The organism is Cellulomonas fimi (assembly GCF_012952065.1).
In the GTDB taxonomy this organism is placed as follows: Bacteria; Actinomycetota; Actinomycetes; order Actinomycetales; family Cellulomonadaceae; genus Pengzhenrongella; species Pengzhenrongella fimi_A.
In genome coordinates, this window is record NZ_JABCJJ010000039.1 from 1 (window position 1) to 21361 (window position 21361).

The window sequence follows — 21361 nt, forward strand, 5'->3', positions numbered from 1 at the left end:
CCTACGACCAAGGACCATCAGTGGAAAAGCCGGGCAGACCGGCGAACACCACACACCCGAGAACCACCACCGCCGTCCCGGCCCAGATCAACGAGCGAGCCACGGCCCATCGGTGGATCGAGGCTGAGCGGGCGTGCGGACCGGCACAACGCCGAGACGATGTCGAACTCCGCCCGGGTGAGGTCGAGGGGGCGAAGGTACGTCTCGCTCGCAGCGAGGATCAGCGGCGCGGCGCGCAGCAGTCGACCGATCACGCCCATGGGCGCGACGTCGAGGTCGGGTCGGACCGCGAGCCAGTCCGCCTGGAACCGGTCCACCAGGTCCGATGACCCAGCGCGGCCCGCGGTCGCACCCTCACCGTCCGTCCTGCTCGCGCCGCGCGCAGCCTCCGTCGCCATCCCGCTCCTCCCCCGCCACTCCCCCGCGTCGGAGCGGAGCCCCGGCGCCGGATCGCCCGCCAGTCGTTCACTGGTAAACTACCTGAGAGATCGCCGCCGACTACACCCGTCGATCCCCACCCGTCCCGTACTCCTCGTGGAGACCCGTCCGCCTGTGCCGCTGAGCCACCATGTCCCCCGCCCGCAGGATCTCGTCGCGTTCGCGCCGCACAACGAGAGCCACTGGATCGCGCTGCGAGCCGCGCTGTCCGTCGGCATCCCCCTCGCGGTGCTCGGGCTGACCGATCACATGGAGTGGTCGCTGTTCGCGGCGTTCGGCGCCTTCACGGCGCTCTTCGGGCGCACCGACGGGTACCGCCGACGCCTCCACACTCAGCTCGCCGCCGCGGCGATCCAGGTCGGCGGCGTCGTGGTCGGCACGGCGGTCTCCGCCGCCGGGTCGGGCCCGTGGGGGCTCGTGCTGGCCTCCGCCCTGGTCGCGGCGATCGCCTCTCTCGTCGGCGACGGCGTGGGCTGGCACCCGGTCGGGCCCCTCTTCGCCGTCTTCGCGGTCGCCACGACGGCCGGCGTGCCCGCGACGTCGACCGACCTGGTACCCGCGCTCGGCGTGTCCGCCGGCGCCGCGGCGCTCTCGGTCGTGATCGGTGTCGCGGGGGCGCTCAGCCCACGCCGCCGGAGGCTCCCACGCAGGCCGCTCACCGCCGTCGGTCCGGGTCTGCCCGTCGTGCGCGTGCGTGGCTCGACGATCCGCACCGGGCGCTACGCCTTCGCGGTCGTGCTGGCCGGCGGCGTCGCGACGGCCGCGGGGATCGGCCACCCGAGCTGGGCCATGGTCGCCGCGGTCGTGCCGCTCGCAGCCGCCGACATCCCTCAGGGCTCCGTGCGCGCCGTGCAGCGCGTGGTCGGCACCGGCCTCGGGCTCGTCGTGGCGGCTGCGCTGCTCCTGATCCCGGACCCGCCGGTCTCCGGCTGGGGCCTGATCGCCGTCGTCGTGGTGCTGCAGTCGCTGGCGGAGCTCTTCGTCGGGCGCAACTACGGGTTCGCGATGGTGTTCATCACCCCGCTGGCCCTCACCATGTCGACGATGGTCACCCCGCTCGACCCAGGAAGCCTCCTGCGCGACCGCGGCGTCGAGACCGTGATCGGCGCCGTCATCGGGCTCGCCCTGACGATCCTGTCCCGCGAGCACCGTGGGACCGCGGCGCGTCCGTCCGCGCAGCCGTCGGCGGGGTGACCCCGCTCCCCCGGCCACCCCTCCCGGCGCCCCGAGCCGCCCCGTCCCGACCTGGCACGACACAGCACCGCGACGCACCCCAGACTGTCCCCGTGAGAACTGTCGGGGTCGAGGAAGAGTTCATGCTGGTCGCGCCGGACGGCACCCCGCGCGCCGTCGCGGCCGCCGTGCTGCAGCACGCCGGGTCGCTCGAGCCGGAGGTCGGACCGGGCGTCGAGCCCCCGGGAGGCCAGCTCGAGAAGGAGTTCAAGCGCGAGCAGGTCGAGACCTCGACCCACCCGTGCAAGGACCTGAGCGCCCTCGCGGACGAGATCCGCGCCGGCCGGCAGCGTGCCGACACCTCGGCGCGGCACGCCGGCGCCCGCGTCGCCGCGATCGCGACGATGCCGGGGCCGGTCGACTCCACGCTGATCCGTAACCATCGCGCGCGGCTCATCGAGGAGGAGTTCGGCCAGGTCGCGCGGGACCAGCTCACGTGCGGGTGCCACGTCCACGTCGAGGTGGCGGACGACGACGAGGGGATCGTCGTGCTCGACCACCTCCGCGTGTGGACGCCCGTCCTGCTCGCGCTCACGACGAACTCGCCGTTCTGGCAGGGCGAGGACACGGGGTACGCGAGCTACCGGTCGCAGGTGTGGGGCCGGTGGCCGACCGCCGGCGCGACGCCGCCGTTCGGCGACGCCGCGACGTACCACCGGGTGATCGACGACCTGCTGCGCAGCGGCACGATCCTCGACGGCGGGATGATCTACTTCAACGCGCGACTCTCCCCCCGCTACCCGACCGTCGAGGTCCGCGTGGCCGACGTGTGCCTCGAGGCCGAGGACGCCGTCCTGCAGGCCGCGCTCGTCCGCGGGCTGGCCGAGACCGCGGTCGACGAGGCCGCGCGCGGAGTCGTCCCCGTCGACCCGCGCGCGGAGCTGCTGCGCGTGGCGACCTGGCGGGCCGCCCGGTCCGGCGTCCGGGGTGAGCTGCTGAGTCCCCGGACGGGACGGCCCGCCCCCGCCGCCGACGTCGTGCGCCAGCTCCTCGACCACGTCACCCCCGCGCTCACCCGACTCGGTGACCTCGACCGGGTCCGCGCACGACTCGAGGTCGTCCTCGCGCGCGGGACGGGCGCCGACCAGCAGCGGGCGTGGCGCGCGGAGGGCGCGGACGCCGACGGGATGGTCCGGGAGGCCGTCGACAGGACGCTCGCGTGAGCGCACCCGAGGTCACCGTCTCGCACGACCTGCTGCGGCGGATCGGTGCGCTCCTGGTGCCGTACCGGGGCGCGCTGGTGCTCGTCGGGGTCGCGATCCTCGTCAGCGCCATGCTCGGCATCGTCACGCCGTTCCTGACCCGGCGGGTGTTCGACGACGCGCTGTTCCCGGTCGACGGCTCGGGAGTCGACCTGCGCCTTCTCCTCCAGCTCACCGCCGCCATGGTCGCCATCCCGCTGCTCAGCTCGGCGATCGGCGTCGGGCAGACCTACCTCACGACCAAGGTGGGCAACCTCGCGATGGCCGACCTGCGCGCGCGGCTGTTCGAGCACCTCGAGCGCATGGAGCTCGCCTTCTTCACCGCCACCAAGACCGGCTCCATCCAGTCGCGGCTCGCGAACGACGTCGGCGGCGTGCGCTCGGTCCTGACGACCACGGCCTCGTCGATCCTGTCGAACGCCGTGACCGTGATCGCGTCGCTCGTCGCCATGCTGCTCCTGAGCTGGCAGCTCACGCTCGTGGCCCTCGCGCTCATGCCGGTGTTCATCGTGCTGCAACGCCGCGTGGGGGCGCGTCGGCAGCGGCTGGCGCGGGCGACGCAGGAGTCGCTGTCCGACATGACCGCGATCACCGAGGAGGCGCTGAGCGTCTCGGGGGTGCTGCTGTCGAAGATCTTCAACCGGGCCGACGCCGAGGTCGCGCGCTACCGGGAGGAGAACGACCGTCAGGTGGACCTCCAGGTGCGGCAGGCCATGGCGGGTCAGGGGTTCTTCGGCGTCGTCTCGGCGTTCATGGCGATCACCCCCGCGCTCGTTTACCTCGCGGCCGGGTACATGCTGACCGGCCGGCTCGGTGGGAGCCCCGGCGGGGACGCGATCTCGGCGGGCACCCTGGTCGCGTTCTCGACCCTCCAGGCGCGGCTGCTGATGCCGATGCTCTCGCTCATGCGCGTCGCGCTCGACGTGCAGACGTCCCTGGCGCTCTTCCGCCGCATCTTCGAGTACCTCGACCTCTCCCCCGCGATCACCGACCGGCCCGGCGCCGTCGACCTCGACCCGCGCACGGTGCAGGGGCGGGTCGAGCTCGACGGCGTGTGGTTCGCCTACCCGGCTCCGCCGCGCCTCCAGGCCCCCGCACCCGTGCCGGCACACGGCGGGGGCGGGTACGGCGGTGGTGGCGGGTACCGCGGTGGTGGCGGGTACCGCGGTGGTGGCGGGTACGGCGGCGGGGGCGGGTACCGCGGCGGACGCGGGATGGCCCTGGCGTTCGGCGTCGCGCCGGTGGGTGGTGCGGGACGACCGGCATCGACGGCGGCTGGGCCGCCCCCGCCTCCGGACGTGCCGCCCCCCACGGCTCCCGCGGACGACCCCGCGCGGCCGGGCGACCCCGACATCGGGCCCGCCCGACGGCGTCGCCCGTGGGCCGTCCACGACGTCTCGTTCACGGTCGAACCCGGTCAGCTCGCGGCGTTCGTCGGTCCGTCGGGTGCCGGCAAGACCACCCTGAGCTACCTCGTGCCGCGCCTGTACGAGGTCGACCGCGGGGCCGTCCGCATCGACGGCCACGACGTCCGCGACGTGACGCTCGGGTCGCTCGCCGACGTCGTCGGGATGGTGACGCAGGACCCGTACCTCTTCCACGCGTCCATCGCCGAGAACCTCCGCTACGCGAAGCCCGGAGCGACCGACGCCGAGCTCGAGGCCGCCTGCCGCGCCGCCAACATCCACGACCGGATCGAGTCGTTCGCCGACGGCTACGCGACCACGGTGGGCGAGCGCGGCTACCGGCTCTCGGGAGGCGAGAAGCAGCGGGTCGCCATCGCGCGCGTGCTCCTCAAGGACCCGCGCGTCCTCATCCTCGACGAGGCGACGTCGGCGCTCGACTCGTCCTCCGAGCGCCTGGTCCAGGACGCCCTCGCGCGCGCGATGACCCGCCGGACGACGCTCGCGATCGCGCACCGGCTCTCGACCATCCGGCACGCCGACGTCATCTTCGTGGTCGACGACGGCCGCGTGGTCGAGCGCGGCACCCACGACGAGCTCGTGGACGCCCAGGACGGGCTGTACGCGCGCCTGTACGCCGAGCAGTTCGGTGGCGGGCGGGTCGAGGCGAGGTTCTCGGACGGCGTCATGTTCACCGACGGCGTGGTGCTCGCCCAGCCGCGCTCGTCGGAGCGGTAGCCCGCCGCCGGGGCTGCACGGACGTCGACGCGGCCTGACCGAGCAGCAGCCGACCACAGCCCTGTCCGGCGGCACGTGGTCCACGTGGCGCGCCGCCGGCTCGCACCTCGCCGCGCCGCCGGGACCAGGCTGCGAGTCATGACGACGATCGACGACAGCTGGGACGACGACCATCCGCTCGACTGTCGCGAGCTGGACGACGGCGAGCTCGACGACGAGTACGCCGAGGTGCTCGAGCTCCCGCGCGCTCCGCTCCCTCGGCCGGGTGCCGTCCTCGCGAGCGAGGACGAGGTGCACCGCCACCTCCTCGCGCTGGTCGGCCCCGAGTGCGACGGTCCCCGGTCGCTGTGGATCCTCCTGCTCGACGCGACGCACCGCGTCCAGCCGCTGGTCATCCCGCTGGACGACCTCCCGGTCATGCCCGACGAGCAGCTCGTCTCCAACCTGGCGACGATGCTGCGCAGCCTGCTCGAGGGCCACCTGCCCGGCGGGTCGGTCGCATTCGGGCTGGTCCGGAGCGCAGGCGGTGACCGGGGCGCGTCCGAGGGGCGGTGGTCCCGCGCGCTCCGGGCGGCGATGTCCAGCACGGAGGTGCCGGTCCGCGCCGTCGTCGCGATCGGACGGGACCGCTCGCGCGTGCTGCCGGTCGACGCGTGACCTCGCTACCCGCCTGCCGGGCCGGGTGCGGCCGCGTCGATCGCCGCGAGCTGCTCGAGCGTCGGCTCCCAGCTCGCCGCCGTGACGTTGGCGCGGATCTGCTCGGCGGTCCGCGCGCCGGTGATCACGGAGGCGACCCCGGGCTGCGCGGCAAGGGCACCGACGGCGAGAGTCACCAGGTCGATGCCCCATGCGTCGGCGAGGGCGGTCAGGGCCTCGAGCCGGTCGAAGTCCGCCGCCGCGAGGCGCTCCGGCCGCCGCGCCAGGCGTGTGCCTGCCGGCGCGGGTTCACCGCGCCGGTACTTCCCGGTCAGGAGACCGGACGCGAGGGGGAAGTACGGGATCACCCCCACTCCCAGGGACTCGGCCGCGGGGACGAGCTCCGCCTCGACGCCTCGCGCGAGGAGCGAGTAGTTGTTCTGCGCGGAGACGAACGGGGTCAGGCCGGCCGAGCGAGCGGTCCAGTCGGCGTCCACGAGCTGCCACGCGGCGAAGTTGGAGCACCCGACGTACCGGACCTTGCCCTCGAGGACCAGCTCGTGCAGGGCCGTCAACGTCTCCTCGATCGGTGTCCCGGGATCAGGCTCGTGCAGCTGGTAGAGGTCGATGTGGTCGGTCCGGAGCCGGCGCAGCGACCCCTCGACCGCCCGCCGGACGTAGCGGCGCGACCCGCGCGCCCCCCAGTCCGGCCCGTTGAGCCCGTGCGCGTCCATCCCGAACTTGGTGGCCACGACGACGTCCTCGCGGCGTGCACCGAGAGCCGCGCCCAGCAGCTCCTCGCTCTCCCCGGGACGTGAACCGTAGATGTCGGCGGTGTCGAACAGGGTGACGCCCGCGTCGAGGGCTGCGGCGACGACGTCGGGAACGTCACCCGGAGGCAGCGTCACCCCGAACGAGTTGCAGCCGTACCCGACGGTCGAGACCATGAGTCCGGAGGAACCGAGCCGACGACAGGACAGCGGGCCGGGCGACATGGGGGCACCCTAGCCTCACGTCCGCCCGGCGTTCACGGGACCTTCACGTCCCGCTGGAACACCTGTGGGGTCGCGCTCGTTGTACACCCTGGTAGAGCACGAGTCGAAGACGGCACCACGGAGGTCCTCATGGCGAACCGATCACTACGCGGCATGCGCATCGGTTCCAACAGCCTGGAGACGGAGGAGGGCGTCGAGTTCGCCCCTCGCCTGCAGGCCCATTACGACTGCCCCAACGGGCACACCATCATCCTGCCCTTCTCGACCGAGGCCGACGTCCCGTTCGTGTGGGAGTGCCGGTGCGGCGAGCAGGCACTCCTGCGCGACGCGACGCAGCCCGAGCCCAAGGCCGGCAAGCCCGTGCGGACGCACTGGGACATGCTGCTCGAGCGTCGCACGATGAAGGAGCTCGAGGAGCTCTTCGAGGAGCGGCTCGACCTGCTCCGGGCCGGCAAGCTGCGCAGGAGCGCCTGACCGAGCACTGACGATGGCCGCACGTCCAGGGTGACGACGACGGAGGGCGGCGCGACGAGCATCTCGGACCCGGCGAGCACGTCGGTCCGAGTAGGACGCCACCACGCCCCGGCCGGGCTCCCACATCACGGCCGTACCGACCGCCCGTCGCGGGGTAGCGGCAAGTCGGACCGGGAGAACGCCGGCCCTCCCCCCACGTGCACCCGCCGAACGGCGCCGTCGAACGCAGCTCCTCCCCGACGACCGGAGAGCACGACTCGCCCAAGCCCCGGCTGCGCCGAGCAGGGCGGCGCAGCCCGACTCGAGCACGATCAGCACGAGCCAGGGCACATGTCCGACCGCGTAGTCGTCCCAGGTGAGGTGAGGTACGAAGTAGGCCAGCCCCCACTTCAGACCCACGAGCGCGTTCCACCGTGCGCTGTCGCGTCGGAGCGCACACCGCATGCACCGGGGCAGGGTGGTCGTCAGTCGCCACCGACCGACCGGCCCGCGTGTCCTTCGTACCAGGCGCCTCCTGACGGAGGCGCCTGTTGTCTGTTGAACACGCGGGCCCAGCCGGTGCCCGCCCCCGCGCGGAGGGCGAGCGCCCCGTGACGGTGACACCGACCGGACGTACTCAGCGCCAACGGGAGGCGGAACGAGAGGAACCTACCGGCTCGCCGGGACGTGTCAAGGGGACGTTCGCCGAGGTCAGGCCTGTCGCTGCAGGTCACGCGGTCGCCCGTCGCGCCGGATCACCCGGTCGCCCCGGCGTGTCGCGGGGCGTGTCGCCGCGTGTCGTCGGCGGCGTGTCCCTCAGCCGAGGGCGTCGTGGATGACGACGCCGTCGCGCACGGTCCGCAGGCACTGCGGCGCGGGCGCGTCCGGGCCGACCTCGGGGAGCAACGGGGTGCCCGAGCGCGCGTCGGTGCTCCACGCCGAGACCCGACCGTCGGCCGCCTGCACCACCAGGTGCTCGGCACGCCACAGCGCGAGGTGGGCGGGTGCGCCCACGCGTATCTCCCCTGCCCCGGTGTGGTCCAGACCCGCGAGGCGCCATCCGCCCCGCGTGTGCGCCCGGAACGCGGCCCGGGCGGAGATCCGCTGGTCCTTCTCATGGTGCGCCACGGCTGCCGCCACGCCGCCCCACGGGTCGAACCGCGTCACGGGTGAGTCCGAGCCGAACGCCATCGGCACCCCCGCGCCGGCGAGGTCGGCGAGCGGGTTGAGCGCCGCGGCGCGACCCTCGCCGAGGCGGGCGGCGTACATGCCCGCGGCCCCGCCCCAGGCGGCGTCGAACGCCGGCTGGACGCTCAGCCGGATGCCGAGCAGCACGAGCGCGGCGAGCGTGGGCGCGTCGATCATCTCCGCGTGCTCGAGGCGGTGGCCCGCGCTGCGTACGGCGCTCAGCCCCTCGACGTCGGCCGCGGCGCGCAGCCCGAGCAGGAGCTCGTCCATCGCCCGGTCGCCGATGACGTGGAAACCCGCGTGCGAGCCCGCACGGGTGACCGAGGCCACGTGGTTGCTGATCTGGCCCGCGCTGAGGTACAGGGCGCCGCGGTGGCTGCTGTCCGGCGGGAGGTCCGTGTACGGGTAGCGGAGCGCCGCCGTGCGCGAGCCGAGCGAGCCGTCGACGTTGAGGTCCCCACCGATGCCCGTGAGACCAGGGATCGCGCCGAGCAGCTCGCGCGCGTCGTCGGTCGTCTCGCAGAGCTCTCCGCGGTAGCCGACCACGTGCGGGAGGTGCGCGGTCCGGACGTCGGCCGTGAGGCCCAGGAGGGCGCGCAGGCCGTCGCGCGTGTCGATGTGCGGCGCGCTGTGCTCGTGGAGCGAGACGATCCCCGCGGCTGCCGCGCTCTGGAGCGCGGTGCGGTACAGCTGCTCCCGCCGCTCGGTGGGCACGTCCCGCGCCGCCTCCCGGGCCGCGTGGTGGGCGTCCCGCACGAGGAGCCCGTCGGTGTCCCAGCCAGGCAGCCCGACCAGCCCGGCGACGTCCGCGAACGAGGTCGACACGACCGCGGAGTGCACGTCGACTCGCGCGAGGTAGACAGGCGCCCCGCCGGCAGCCGCGTCGAGCTCGTCCCGCGTGGGCGGGCGGCCCTCGGGCCAGTCCTGCTCGTCCCAGCCGTGACCCAGCAGCGGCCCGTCCGCACCCGCGGCACGCGCTGCGTCGGCGGCGCGTCTGACCGCGTCGAGCGCATCCGCCAGCGACCGCACGCCCGTCGAGGCCGAGAGGTCGAGGCCGTCGATCGCCAGGCCCGTCTCGAGGGCGTGGGCGTGCGCGTCGACGAAGGCCGGCGCGACGAGCGCGCCGTCGAGGTCGACGACCTCGTCGGCGTTCGCCGCGAGCCCGTCGGCGGTGTCGTTCGCCCCGATCCAGGCGATCGTGCCGTCGCTGACGAGCACGGCCTCGGCGAAGGGGTCGGCGGGCGAGTGGATCACGCCGTTGCGGTAGAGGGTTGAGCTCACACGCGCACGATATCGGCCCCGCGCGGATCGCACGGCCGGTTGTCGCCGCAGGTCAGAGCGACGAGTAGGCCACGACGCCGCGCCGGAGCGCCACCACCGCGCGGTGCGCGACGTCGCGGACCCGCGGGGTCGGGGCGGCCTGGGCGATCTGGTCGAGCAGGTCGATGACCTGCTTGCACCACCGGACGAAGTCCCCCGCGGCCAGCTCGCTCCCCTTGAGCACGGCGTCGAGGCTGCGTCCGGCCGCCCACCGGTGCACGGCCTCGACGATGCCGAGGTCCAGGGGTCCGGTGGACTCGATCGTGTGGTCGTCCTCGAGGTCGTCGAGCTCGGACCAGATGCGCACGGTCTCGTCGAGCGCCCGGCCGAGCTTCCCCGCCGGTCCCCCCGGGATCCGCGGCTCGCCCTCCCGGTCGTCGCGACGGGCCGAGTAGACGACCGTCGAGACCGCGGCGGCGAGCCCGGGGGCGTCGAGGTCGTCCCACACGCCCCGACGCAGGCACTCGGCGACGAGGAGGTCGTTCTCCGCGTACAGCCGCCTGAGCCACTGCCCCGACCGCGTCACGACGACCTCGTCCGATCCGGCGCCGGCCGGAGCCGGATCGTCCGGGCCCAGCGGGTCCGCCGATCGCTCGAGGTATCCCAGGGTCAGGAGGACGTCGCAGATGCGGTCGAACACCCGGGCGATCGAGCTGGTGCGGCCCTCGATGCGGGACACCAGCGCCGCGTGCTCGCGACGCAGCCGGTCCCAGCGCTCGGCCCACCGGGCGTGCTCCTCGCGATCCGGGCAGGCGTGGCAGGGATGGGCACGGAGCTTGCGTCGCAGCGCGGCCAGCTCGGCGTCGTCGGTGGTGCTCTGCCGCTCGGGGCGGCCCCGACCGCCCTGGCGGCCCCGGCTGTGATGGTCGTCGCCGTTCTCCGCGACCCAGTCCCGCAGGTCGGCGGCGAGCGCGCGCCGGGCGGCGGGTTGACGACCGCTGAACCCGCGAGGGATCCGGACGCTGCCGACCTTCGCCACTCCCCCCGGCACGTCCGCGACCGTGATCCTGCGCACCTGGCGGTCCGTCATGAGCACGGTGGGCCGGGGGCCCTCGAAGCCCGCGTCGGATCCGGGGTCGAGCACGACGCCGTAGCCCGCCCGCCGGCCGGTCGGCACCCGCACGACGTCGCCGGCGCGCAGGGCCTCGAACGAGCGCGCGACAGCGGCTCGACGCTCGCGGGTCGCCTCACGCGACAGGCCCTGCTCACGCTCGGTGATCGACCGCCGGAGCTGCGCGTACTCGGCGAAGTCGCCCAGGTGGCATCGCATCGCCTCGGCGTAGCCGTCGAGCGCCTCGGTGTGCGCCTGCGCCTGCTTCGCGAGACCGACGACGCCCCGGTCGGCCTGGAACTGCGCGAAGGACGTCTCGAGCACCTCACGCGCACGCTCCCGACCCACCTGCGCGACGAGGTTCACCGCCATGTTGTAGGTCGGCCGGAAGCTGGACCGGAGCGGGTAGAGCCGCTTGGACGCCAGCCCGGCCAGCGCGACGGGGTCGAGCCCGGGGTGGTCGAGCACGACCGCGTGGCCCTCGGTGTCGATCCCCCGGCGCCCGGCCCGGCCGGTGAGCTGCGTGTACTCCCCGGGCGTGACGTCCACGTGCGCCGAGCCGTCCCACTTCACCAGCTTCTCGAGGACGACCGACCGGGCCGGCATGTTGATGCCGAGCGCGAGCGTCTCGGTCGCGAACACGACCTTGACCAGGCCCCGGGAGAACAGCTCCTCGACCGTCTCCTTGAAGACCGGCAGCAGGCCTGCGTGGTGCGCGGCCAGCCCGCGGGCGAGCGCCTCGCTCCACTCCCAGTAGCCGAGGACCTGGAGGTCCTCGGGCGGGATGGTCGCGCAGCGCTCCTCGACGACCTGGCGGATCTCCTCCTCCTGCGCCGGCGTCGTCAGGCGCAGGCCGGCCGCGAGGCACTGGCTGACGGCCCCCTGGCACCCCGCGCGCGAGAAGATGAACACGATCGCCGGCAGCAGCCCGGCGTCGTCGAGCAGCTCAACGACGGCGAACCGTGGCGTGGGCTTGAACGGCGCCCGGACCGCGCTCCCCGGGACGGAGCCCCGCCCGCGGTACCCCCGGTCGCCGCGGCCACGACCGCCGTAGCCGGCCGGCCCCCCGGTCGCCCGCTCCCGGCGACGCAGCGCCTCGACGAGCTCGGGGTTGATGGGCGGGTTCACCCCCGGCGCGGTGGGGTCGACGTGGCCCGCGTAGAGGTCGTGCAGGTCACCGCGGGCGAGCACGTGCTGCCCCAGCGGCACGGGACGGTGCTCGCTCACGATCACCGACGTGTCACCGCGGACCATCTCGAGCCAGTCGCCGAACTCCTCCGCGTTCGAGACGGTCGCGGACAGCGACACCAGCTGGACGTCCGGGGCGAGGTGGATGATGACCTCCTCCCACACCGGGCCGCGGAAGCGGTCGGCGAGGTAGTGCACCTCGTCCATGACGACGTAGCCGAGCCCGTCGAGCGCCGCCGAGCCCGCGTACAGCATGTTGCGCAGCACCTCGGTGGTCATCACGACCACCGGGGCGTCCCCGTTGACCGTCGTGTCACCGGTCAGCAGCCCCACCTGGTCGGGGCCGTACCGCCGGACCAGGTCGCCGTACTTCTGGTTGGAGAGCGCCTTGATGGGCGTCGTGTAGAACGCCTTGCGGCCGGCCGCGAGGGCCAGGTGCACGGCGAACTCCCCGACGACCGTCTTGCCTGCCCCGGTCGGCGCCGCCACGAGCACGCCGTGGCCCGCCTCGAGGGCCTCGCAGCCGGCGTCCTGGAAGTCGTCGAGCTCGAACCCGAGCTGCTCGCGGAACGCGGCCAGCTGCGTGCGGGACCGGGCGGCACGACGGCGAGCCGCGGCGTATCGCTCGGACGGGGACGGCTCCAGCTCGGCTGACACGTCACTCAGCCTAGGTTCCCGGCCGGGCCGGGGCCCATCGGTCGCGGTCAGCCGAGCACGGTCAGGGCGCCGGGGTGCACCTCGGCGAGCAGCGGCAGGGGCCCCACCCGTTCACCGTCGGCGAACGCGGCGGGCGGGATCGCGCCCAGCCGGGGGTCGGGCTCGAGGAGGATCCTGCGCGTCCGGAGCACCTGCACGGCAGGGTGGCGCACGTGCCGACCCCGGTACGCGCCGGGGAAGACCTGCAGGACCCCCGCCTTGGTGAACGGCCCGGCGACAACGACGTCGAGCAGGCCGTCGTCCATCCTGGCGTCGGTGGCGATCCTGATGCCGCCGCCGAAGACCGGTGAGTTCGCCACGGCGGCGAGCGTCCCGGCCGACTCCCACACCGCGTCGTCGAGCGTGAGCTTGTAGCCGTACGGCACGAAGCGCCCCAGCTCCGCGCCGAGGGCCCGCACGTAGCGCGCGCTCCCCCGCGGCCACGTCATGGTGTTGGCGCGCGCGTTCACGGCCGCGTCGAACCCGCACGACAGCACCCCCACGAACCACTCGCGCGCGCTGTGCTCGGGCGGGCCGACGCTGACCGCGTCGATCCGCCGGCCGCCGCGCGCCAGACCGTGCTCGATCGCCCGGACCGAGGCCTCGACGTCGCCCTGCGGGAGCCCGAGCGCCCGCGCGACGTCGTTCCCCGTCCCGCCCGCCACGATGCCCAGCGGCAGCTCCGTGTCGGCGACCACGTTGGAACCGAGGTGGACCATGCCGTCACCGCCGACGACGACGATCGCGTCCAGCCCGGTGACCGCGGCGTGCCGTGCCCGCGCGGTCGCCGCGGCCAGGGACGGGGCCGAGAGGTCCTCCACGGTGTGCCCTCGGCGCAGCAGCGCGGCGTGCACGGCGGCGCCGACGCGCGTGCCGCGCCCGCGCCCAGCCGTCGGGTTGACCACGACCCCGAGCCGGCTCACACCTCCGTCCCGGCGTCGGCCGCGTCCTGCGCAGCCTCGCGTCGTGCCACCCGCCGGTCACGGAGGAGGGCGACGCCGACCGCGGCGAAGTAGAGCCCGACGATCGGGACGGCGAGGACGAGCATCGACACGGCGTCGCCGGTCGGTGTGGCCACGGCCCCGAAGACGAACGCCAGCAGGACCGCCACGCGCCAGCCGCGCAACCACGTCCGGCCCTCGACTGCGCCGACCATCGTGAGGCCGACCATCACGACCGGCAGCAGGAAGCCGACGCCCGAGGCGAGCACCATGCGCATGACGAAGGTGAGGTACTCCTGCGCGGTGATCAGGTTCGCCGAGCCCTCGGGCGTGAAGCCGGTGAGCAGCGCGACGGCCTTGGGCAGCAGCGTCCACGCGAGGAACGCGCCGGCGAGGAACAGCGGAACGGCGGCCGTCACGAAGCCGACCGTCGTGAGGCGTTCCCGGTGCGTCAGCCCGGGCGTGACGAACGCCCACAGCTGGTAGACCCACCACGGGCTCGAGACGATCACGCCCACGAAGAACGCGACCTTGAGCCGCATGTCGAACGCGGAGAGCACACCGCTGAAGTTGAGGGCGATCAGGTCGCCGCGGGCCTCGTTCAGGTCGACGACGGGTGCCTGCAGGATCTCGAAGATCGGCGGGTACAGGACCCAGCCGACGACCGCTCCGAGGAGCAGCCCGACGACCGCGAGGCCGACGCGTTTGCGCAGCTCGAGCAGGTGCTCGCGCAGCGGCATCCGCCCCTCGTCGTCCGTGCGCCGTCGGGAGGGGCGTGCGCTCACCGGCGCCTCAGACGCGCTTGCGGTCGGGGTCGTCCGCCGCCTGGCCGTTCACGACGGGGTCCCCGTGGGGTGGTGTGGCGGTGGCGGACGGCGGGACGCCGACGGCGGGCGGGGTGCTGACGGTCGGCGTGTCGGCCGTCGGGCCCGAGGCCGTCGCGGACCCCGGCTTGTCGTCGCCCAGGTCCTTGACCTCGGTCTTGAGGATCTTCAACGACTTGCCGACGCTGCGCGCGAGGTCGGGCAGCCTCTTCGCGCCGAACAGCAGCAGGACGACGAGCACGATGAGGAGGATCTCCATCGGCTTCAGGTTCGGCATGGCAGCCATCCTTTCTGGGCGCTCGCGCCATCGTATCCCCGGCCCGGGCCGAGCCGAGCAGAGGTCGGAGCCGTGCGAGGGAGAAGCACCAAGAAGTAGCCCCGCGTTCAGCGTGCGTACACGTCCCACGAGCGGATCGTCCGCTCGTGGCGCAGCCGGCGCAGGGCGCGCCGCACGTCGCGCGCCTCGTGCAACCGGTCGAGCCGGGCCCGGACGACTGAGCGGTCCGTGAGCAGGTCGTGCGTGATCGGAGGCCGCTCGGCCGCGGCGGAGAGCTGGTCGGCGCGCTCGGCGAGCGCCTCGACGACGGCCATCGCCCGCTCCACCTCGGCCAGCAGCGCCTTGCCCTTGCGCCACAGGTCGCGGCCGAGCAAGAACGCGCCCGCGAGGGTCGCGAGCACGAGCAGCGTCCAGACCGCGAACCAGAGCATGGGAGCAGGCTAGCGGCCGGCGTCGTCGTAGGCCGCCAGAGCGGACCGGGCAGCTCCGGCGGCGTCGCGCGCGACGTCGGCCGGGGTGACGGCTCGGACGTCCGCGCCCACCTGGAGCAGCAGGTGCCGCAGCCAGGCCGGATCGGCCACGCGCAGGGAGACCCGGAAGTCGCCGTCGGGCAGGTCCTCGACCGATTCCACGGGCACCTGTTCCGCGATCCAGCGGGCGCGGCTCGCGAGCTCGAGCGTGACGAGCTCGTCGTCGGGCGCCGGGGCGAACGTCGTCGCGTGCGTCGTGACGGGGTGCGAGGTCGCCGGCTCGTCGAGGACCTCCGCGGCGAGGATCCGGTCGACGCGGAACAGCCGCTCGTCGTGCGCGCGGTGGCACCACGCGAGCAGGTACGCGTGCTCGTCCTCGGTGAGCAGCCGGATCGGGTCGACCTCGCGGACGCTCGTCACGTCGGCCGCGGTCACGTAGCGGATGCGCAGCCGCCGGGCGCCCGTCGTCGCCTCCCCGAGCGCGGCGACCACCTCGGGAGCACCCTCGACAGCGAGCCGGACGTCGACGGCGGCCGCCGCCTCGCCCGTCGCCGCGGTCAGCTTCTCGAGCACCGACGCCAGGACGGCCGTCCGTCCCCGGTCGAGCCCAGCGGCCAGCACCGAGCGCATGGCGCGCAGCGCAGCGATGAGCGCGACCGCCTCGCGGGTGCCGAGCCGCAGCGGGCGCGTCATGCCGCGGGACTCGACGAGCCGGACGACGCCCTCGTCGTAGGACGCGGCGTCGAAGTCGATGAGGTCGTGGGGCCAGTACCCCGGCGTCCCGGTGACCCACAGGGTGTCGATGTCCTCGACCACCTGGCGCGTGGTGACCCCGAACTGCTCCGCGAGCTGCTCCACCGGCACGCCCGCGTGCCTGTCGAGGTAGGTGATCATGCCCAGCATCCGCAGCAGCCGGTCCGTCGCGCGCTCAGCCACGATCGCTCCTCGCGGTCGGTTCCGCGTCGAGCGCGGCGGCGGCGCGCAGGCGTCGCAGCACGGCGTCGCGCAGGTCGGACGGTTCGAGGACGACGACGGCGTCGGCGTAGCCCGCGATCTCGTCGGCGAGGTCGGCGGTCCCCGTGAACGGCACCCGCACGACGTCCCGGTCGACGAGCGCGCGCGCGTGCCGCGGGTCGCCGAGGTCGACGTCGGACAGCGCCGCAGCGTCGGACGGTGCCGTGTCGTCGGCCGGTACGGCCCGCGAGCGGAGGGCGCTCGCGCGCTCGGGTCGCAGGGCGAGCGTCGCGACGCGCACCGGCTCGCGGTGCCGGTCGCCGACGACCGCCGCCGCGTCGAGGTCGGCCGGGATCTCGTACGAGCCCAGGTCGCCCACGGTGCGGACCCGGCCCTGGATCCGGCTGAGCCGGAAGGACCGCGGCGCGTCCCGGTCGCGGTCCCGCCCGACGACGTACCACCCGCCTCCCCGCGCGAGCAGGCGCCACGGCTCGACGGTCCGGTCGCGCACGTCACCGGTGCTGGCCGCCCGGTAGGTGAACATGACCGCCTGCCGCGCCTGGACGGCGTCGAGCAGGGGCCCGAAGGCGTCACCGGCAGCCCGGACGCGCGGCGCGAGCCCCGCGACCAGGTCGGTGCCCGCCGGTGCGTTCGCGAGCCCGCGCAGCTTGGTGAGCGCCCGCGTGGCGTCCGTGCGCAGCGACTTGTCCTGCCAGAACTGCACCGCGAGCGACAGCACCCCGAGCTCGGCCGCGGTCAGCTCGACCGGCGGCAGCGCGTACGCCTCCTGGTCGACGCGGTACCCGACGTCGTCGCTGTGGCCGCCACCTGCCACTGTGAGGATCGGGATGCCGAGGTCACGCAGGGCGTCCTTGTCTCGCTCGAACATGCGCTCGAAGGCGTCGTCGCTCGTGGCGTCGGAGTAGCCGGCGACGGTGGAGCGGATCTGCTCCTTGGTCATGCGCCCGGCCGTGTTGACCAGCGCGATGACGAGGTTGAGCAGCCGCTCGGCGGGCTGGATCTGGTCGGACATCGGGCACCACGCTAGTGGCCGGTAGCGTGGAGCAGTGATCACGTGGCGTCGGGGAGTCGTGGTGTCGCTCGGGACCGCCTGGTCCGGCGCGCGTGAGGTCGGGGTCCGGCTCGACGACCAGCCCGCGGCCGACGACGACATCCGGGCGCTGGCGTACCCCGCGCTCGTCGGTGAGCCCGCGGTGGGTGAGCGGGTGCTGCTCAACGTCTCGGCGCTCGCACGTGGGCTCGGGACCGGCGGGTACGCGCTCGTGGTCGCGCGGCCCGACGCGCTGCCCGACGACCCGGCCGCCGGACCTGGCCACCTCGTGAAGGCGCGGTACACGCCGCTGCAGGCCATGGTGCTGGGCGTCGACGAGCAGGAGTCGCAGCACCACGACGCGCTCCGCGACGCCGACGACCTGGGGGGGATGCCGGTGGTGGTGGCCGACCTGCACTCGGCGGTACCCGCGATCGTGGCGGGGGCGCGCCACGCCGCCGCGCTCGCCGGACGGCCCGCGCCCCGCGTCGCTTACGTGATGACCGACGGCGGTGCACTGCCCGCGTGGTTCTCCCGCACCGTGGCAGGGCTGCGGGACGCCGGGTGGATCGAGGCCTGCCTGACCGCAGGCCAGGCGTTCGGTGGCGACCTGGAGGCGGTCACCGTGCACACCGCGCTGCTGGCGGCGCGCGCCGTCGTCGACGCCGAGCTCGTCGTGGTCGCGCAGGGGCCGGGGAACCTCGGGACGGGCACGCGCTGGGGGTTCTCAGGGGTGGCCGCGGGCGAGGCGATCAACGCGGCGGGCGTACTCGGTGGTCGCCCGGTCGCGTCGCTGCGCGTGTCCGGAGCCGACCCGCGCGAGCGGCACCTCGGCGTCTCCCACCACTCGCTCACCGCCTACGGGCGGGTCGCGCTGGTGCCCGCCGACGTGGTCGTCCCCGTGTTCCGGCCCGGTCCGATGGAGGGGCTGGCCGACGCCGACGGCGTGCCTCCGCTCGAGAGCGGCACGCTCGACGCGCTGGGCGCGCGCATCCACCAGCAGTCGCTCGCGCTCGGGCTGCCGGCCGGTCGGCACCGCCTGGTCCCCGTCGACGTCGGCGGGGACCTGCTCGCGGCGCTCGCCGCCTCCCCCGTGCGCCTGACGACGATGGGTCGGGGGCTCGCGCAGGACCCGGCGGCGTTCCTCTCGGCGGCCGCGTCGGGGGTCCACGCCGCCGGGCTGCTCTGAGGCGGGCTCCGCGGCCCGACCGACCCGGTCCCCCGGAGCGCTGCGTCGTCAGTCGTCGCGCGGCGTGCGCGTGTGGATCGCCACGAGGCTCGCCATCCGCCGCGCCTCGGCGTTCGCGAAGCCGCCGTCCGCGCGCTGGACACCCATGACCGCGAGCGTGTCGCCGTCGGCCAGGTCGAGCTGGACCCACGGGCGGCCCTGCCCGAACCGCACCGAGACGATCTCCGCCCACGCGAGGCGGCGCGACAGCAGCAGGTTGCGCACGAGGAGCCCACGCTCGTCGGGCACCGCGCGGACGCTCGCCTGACGCCAGCAGAACCAGGCGATCGCGACGCCCACGAGCGCGAAGCCGACCAGGTCCGGGAAGCCGTACTCCCCCGGCACGTTGAGCACCAGCACCGGGGTCAGCACCACGACGAGCGCGGCCAGCACGAGCGCGACGACCCGCGCGAGGCGCGGCCGGAACGGCGCGTAGAGGGCCGCGCGCCGCGCCGGGTCCTGGGACGGCGACACCCCGGGGCTGCTCATCGGCGGCCCGCTCAGATCCGGCACGCGTGGATCGACGTCACGAGGATCGCTCGCGCACCCACGCCGTAGAGGTCGTCCATGACGCGGTTCGTCTCGTCGCGGCGCACCATCGCCCGGACCGCGGCCCAGTCCCTCTTGTGCAGCGGCGAGACCGTCGGCGACTCGAGGCCGGGGGTGATCGCGATGGCCCGCTCGACCTTGTCGACCGGCACGTCATAATCCATGAGCACGTACTCGTGCGCCACGATCACGCCCTGCAGGCGCCTCGTGAGCGTGTCGAGCCCGCTGCTCGGCGGCGCCTCCTTCGGCCGGATCAGGACGGCCTCGGAGATGAGGATCGGGTCGCCGAACACCTCGAGACCCGCGCCGCGCAGCGTGGTGCCGGTCGAGACGACGTCGGCGACCACGTCGGCGATGCCGAGCTGGACCGCGGACTCGACCGCGCCGTCGAGCCGGACCACGTCCGCCGCGACGCCGTGCGCCGCGAGGTGGTCGCTGACCAGCACGGAGTACGAGGTCGCGACTCGTAGCCCATCGATCTGCGCGACCGAGGTCACCCGGTCGGCTCGGGCGGCGTAGCGGAACGTGGACCCGCCGAAGCCGAGCGGCAGGTGCTCGACGGCGTCGGCGCCCGAGTCGAGCAGCAGGTCGCGGCCGGTGATGCCCGCGTCGACGGTGCCCGAGCCGACGTACACCGCGATGTCGCGCGGCCGCAGGAAGAAGAACTCGACCCCGTTGTCGGGGTCCTGGAGGACGAGCTCGCGCGGGTCGCGCCGCTGCCGGTAGCCCGCCTCCTTGAGCATGGTGACGGCAGGCTCGGACAGGGAGCCCTTGTTCGGGACGGCGATGCGGAGCACGGGATCCTCGCGTACGGGTCGGGGGGAGGTAGGGACGGTCGGGTAGGTCGCGGTGGCGGGCCGGGCGCCCGGGTCGTCACAGGTGGCGGTACACGTCCTCGAGGGTCAGCCCGCGCGCCAGCATGAGCACCTGCAGGTGGTAGAGGAGCTGTGAGATCTCCTCCGCCGTGCGCTCCGCGCCCTCGTGCTCCGCGGCCATCCAGACCTCGGCCGCCTCCTCGACGATCTTCTTGCCGATGGCGTGGACGCCGGCGTCGAGCTGGGCGACGGTCCCCGAGCCGGCGGGGCGGGACGTGGCCTTGTCGGTGAGCTCGGCGAACAGCGAGTCGAACGTCTTCACGGCCGAGAGCCTAGTGGGGCCGGACGGGACGCGGCGGCGACGGTCCAGGATCCGTGCCCGTCGCCGCTGCCTCATGCGTGGCCTCAGGAGCTGCCGATCGTCCCGGCGCCCGCCCCCGCCGTGACCTGCTGCGCACGCTCGATCCGCTGGGCGCGCAGCCACACCGTGAACCCGTAGGCGACGACGCCCGCGTACACGAGGTACAGCACGGCCGACGGGTAGTACCCGGCCTGGAGCAGGAGCGGCACGCCCACCGCGTCGACCGCGATCCAGATCAGCCAGAACTCGGTCCAGCCGCGCGCCATCCCGTAGGAGGCCAGGAGGCTCCCGACGAAGATCCAGGCGTCGGCCCACGGCCCGTACGACCCGAGCTCGGCGAAGACCAGCGCGCAGACCACGGTCCCGACGACGGCCGCGACGGCGAGCTGGATCCGTCCCGTGCGTCCAGCCCACCGAGGGACCACCGCCGGCCCCTTGCCGCCCGACTCCTTGCGCGTCTGACGCCAGCGGACCCACCCGTAGACGGCGACCGCCACGAAGAAGACCTGCCGCCCGGCCTGGCCGTACAGGTCCTTGGCCTGAGGCGTGTCGAACACTCCCCCGAGGAAGACCGTGAACAGGAGCACGTTGCCCACGATCCCCACCGGCCACGCCCAGACCTGCCGACGCATGCCGCCGACGGCCGACGCGAGCCCGAACAGGTTGCCGACGATCTCGCGCCACAGGATCGGGTGCCCGGCGATCGTGAGCTGCGCGTCGAACAGCCAGCCGCCGAGGTCCATCACCGCTCCGGAACCGCGTTCAGAACGTGCGCAGGGCGAGTGCGGTGGCGATCGCCGCCTCGACCGCCTCGGCACCCTTGTCCTCGCGGGACCCCGGGAGACCGGCGCGGTCGAGCGCCTGCTGCTCGTCGTCGCACGTGAGGAGGCCGAAGCCGACCGGTACGCCCGACCGCAGCGCGACGTCGGCGAGGCCCTGCGTCGCCGCCTGGCACACGTACTCGAAGTGCGGCGTGCCGCCTCGGATGACGACGCCGAGCGCGACGACGGCGTCCGCCCCCTGGTGCGCGGCGCGCGACGCGACGACCGGGAGCTCGAACGAGCCCGGCACACGGACCTCACGGATCTCCGTGACGCCGGCGGCGTCGAGAGCGCGGCGGGCGCCTGCGAGCAGGCCGTCCATCACCTCGGTGTGCCAGCTCGCGGCGACGATGGTCACGCGCAGGCCGGACCCGTCGACCTGCAGGGATGGTGCTCCGGCGCCGCTCACTGGTCCACCATCCTTGTGTCGGCGCTCCCCGATGGGGCGCTGATGCACCCGAGGTGCCACCAGGTCATCGCCCTGCTCGCTTGACGCGTTCGACGTCCAGCATGAGATATGCGGGGTCTG

The 21361-nt window shown here is 74.2% G+C and carries 21 protein-coding genes; 6 read left to right on the forward strand and 15 right to left on the reverse strand.

What is annotated here, in order from left to right; all coding sequences use genetic code 11:
• Positions 1 to 17: 17 nt before the first annotated feature.
• The gene (locus tag HIR71_RS17035) at positions 18 to 398 is read right to left on the reverse strand and encodes a hypothetical protein (protein ID WP_249051917.1); all 381 of its coding nucleotides are present in this window, start codon (positions 396 to 398) and stop codon (positions 18 to 20) included.
• 136 nt (positions 399 to 534) lie between these two features.
• On the opposite strand from HIR71_RS17035, the gene HIR71_RS15005 reads away from it, so the two are divergent.
• From HIR71_RS15005 to HIR71_RS15020, 4 genes are all read left to right on the forward strand, one after another.
• Positions 535 to 1632, forward strand: a complete 1098-nt coding sequence (locus HIR71_RS15005) for an FUSC family protein (protein WP_311836314.1) — start codon at positions 535 to 537, stop codon at positions 1630 to 1632.
• Positions 1633 to 1724: 92 nt separating this feature from the next.
• A complete protein-coding gene (locus HIR71_RS15010) occupies positions 1725 to 2834 on the forward strand; it encodes a carboxylate-amine ligase (RefSeq protein ID WP_169325882.1) in 1110 nt (369 codons plus the stop codon).
• On the forward strand, positions 2831 to 5014 hold the full coding sequence (locus HIR71_RS15015; protein ID WP_311836315.1) for an ABC transporter ATP-binding protein: 2184 nt from the start codon (positions 2831 to 2833) through the stop codon (positions 5012 to 5014). Before HIR71_RS15010 ends, HIR71_RS15015 begins: the two co-directional genes overlap by 4 nt.
• Before the next feature lie 138 nt (positions 5015 to 5152).
• Positions 5153 to 5671 (forward strand): hypothetical protein, encoded by a 519-nt coding sequence (locus HIR71_RS15020; RefSeq protein ID WP_169325883.1) that lies wholly within the window; start codon positions 5153 to 5155, stop codon positions 5669 to 5671.
• Positions 5672 to 5676: 5 nt separating this feature from the next.
• On the opposite strand, the gene HIR71_RS15025 is transcribed toward HIR71_RS15020, so the two are convergent.
• Positions 5677 to 6645: an aldo/keto reductase gene (locus HIR71_RS15025; RefSeq protein ID WP_169325884.1), complete on the reverse strand. Its 969-nt coding sequence runs from the start codon at positions 6643 to 6645 to the stop codon at positions 5677 to 5679.
• A 129-nt stretch (positions 6646 to 6774) separates the two neighbouring features.
• On the opposite strand from HIR71_RS15025, the gene HIR71_RS15030 reads away from it, so the two are divergent.
• On the forward strand, positions 6775 to 7119 hold the full coding sequence (locus tag HIR71_RS15030; RefSeq protein WP_169325885.1) for an RNA polymerase-binding protein RbpA: 345 nt from the start codon (positions 6775 to 6777) through the stop codon (positions 7117 to 7119).
• A 795-nt stretch (positions 7120 to 7914) separates the two neighbouring features.
• On the opposite strand, the gene HIR71_RS15035 is transcribed toward HIR71_RS15030, so the two are convergent.
• The 8 genes from HIR71_RS15035 to HIR71_RS15070 form a co-directional block, all read right to left on the reverse strand.
• Positions 7915 to 9567 carry an amidohydrolase gene (locus tag HIR71_RS15035; protein WP_169325886.1) on the reverse strand — a complete coding sequence of 551 codons (1653 nt, stop codon included), beginning with the start codon at positions 9565 to 9567 and terminating at the stop codon, positions 7915 to 7917.
• Positions 9568 to 9619: 52 nt separating this feature from the next.
• Positions 9620 to 12511, reverse strand: a complete 2892-nt coding sequence (locus tag HIR71_RS15040) for a DEAD/DEAH box helicase (protein ID WP_211374274.1) — start codon at positions 12509 to 12511, stop codon at positions 9620 to 9622.
• 38 nt (positions 12512 to 12549) lie between these two features.
• Entirely contained in the window at positions 12550 to 13464 is a 915-nt protein-coding gene (locus tag HIR71_RS15045) for a diacylglycerol/lipid kinase family protein (RefSeq protein WP_169325888.1), read from the reverse strand.
• The gene (gene tatC, locus HIR71_RS15050) at positions 13461 to 14267 is read right to left on the reverse strand and encodes a twin-arginine translocase subunit TatC (RefSeq protein WP_311836316.1); all 807 of its coding nucleotides are present in this window, start codon (positions 14265 to 14267) and stop codon (positions 13461 to 13463) included. Before tatC ends, HIR71_RS15045 begins: the two co-directional genes overlap by 4 nt.
• 7 nt (positions 14268 to 14274) lie before the next feature.
• Entirely contained in the window at positions 14275 to 14583 is a 309-nt protein-coding gene (gene tatA, locus HIR71_RS15055) for a Sec-independent protein translocase subunit TatA (RefSeq protein WP_169325889.1), read from the reverse strand.
• A 107-nt stretch (positions 14584 to 14690) separates the two neighbouring features.
• Complete coding sequence (locus HIR71_RS15060) at positions 14691 to 15014, reverse strand: hypothetical protein (protein WP_169325890.1); 324 nt, start codon at positions 15012 to 15014, stop codon at positions 14691 to 14693.
• Positions 15015 to 15023: 9 nt separating this feature from the next.
• A complete protein-coding gene (locus HIR71_RS15065; protein ID WP_169325891.1) occupies positions 15024 to 15989 on the reverse strand; it encodes a helix-turn-helix transcriptional regulator in 966 nt (321 codons plus the stop codon).
• Positions 15982 to 17040 (reverse strand): helix-turn-helix transcriptional regulator, encoded by a 1059-nt coding sequence (locus HIR71_RS15070; protein ID WP_169325892.1) that lies wholly within the window; start codon positions 17038 to 17040, stop codon positions 15982 to 15984. The genes HIR71_RS15065 and HIR71_RS15070 overlap by 8 nt, the downstream gene beginning before the upstream one ends.
• Positions 17041 to 17074: 34 nt before the next feature.
• Here HIR71_RS15070 and HIR71_RS15075 point away from each other — a divergent pair, with 34 nt between their 5' ends.
• Positions 17075 to 18247 (forward strand): DUF3866 family protein, encoded by a 1173-nt coding sequence (locus tag HIR71_RS15075; RefSeq protein WP_169325893.1) that lies wholly within the window; start codon positions 17075 to 17077, stop codon positions 18245 to 18247.
• Positions 18248 to 18295: 48 nt separating this feature from the next.
• Here the strand turns inward: HIR71_RS15075 and HIR71_RS15080 are convergent, their stop codons facing one another.
• The 5 genes from HIR71_RS15080 to ribH all read right to left on the reverse strand — a co-directional run bounded on the left by HIR71_RS15080 (position 18296) and on the right by ribH (position 21241).
• Positions 18296 to 18775 (reverse strand): PH domain-containing protein, encoded by a 480-nt coding sequence (locus HIR71_RS15080; protein ID WP_169325894.1) that lies wholly within the window; start codon positions 18773 to 18775, stop codon positions 18296 to 18298.
• Between the two features lie 11 nt (positions 18776 to 18786).
• Positions 18787 to 19632: an ATP phosphoribosyltransferase gene (gene hisG / locus HIR71_RS15085; RefSeq protein WP_169325895.1), complete on the reverse strand. Its 846-nt coding sequence runs from the start codon at positions 19630 to 19632 to the stop codon at positions 18787 to 18789.
• A 76-nt stretch (positions 19633 to 19708) separates the two neighbouring features.
• Positions 19709 to 19972 (reverse strand): phosphoribosyl-ATP diphosphatase, encoded by a 264-nt coding sequence (locus HIR71_RS15090; protein WP_169325896.1) that lies wholly within the window; start codon positions 19970 to 19972, stop codon positions 19709 to 19711.
• An 83-nt stretch (positions 19973 to 20055) separates the two neighbouring features.
• On the reverse strand, positions 20056 to 20754 hold the full coding sequence (gene pnuC / locus HIR71_RS15095; protein ID WP_169325897.1) for a nicotinamide riboside transporter PnuC: 699 nt from the start codon (positions 20752 to 20754) through the stop codon (positions 20056 to 20058).
• A 19-nt stretch (positions 20755 to 20773) separates the two neighbouring features.
• Entirely contained in the window at positions 20774 to 21241 is a 468-nt protein-coding gene (gene ribH, locus HIR71_RS15100; protein WP_169325898.1) for a 6,7-dimethyl-8-ribityllumazine synthase, read from the reverse strand.
• Positions 21242 to 21361: the final 120 nt, after the last annotated feature.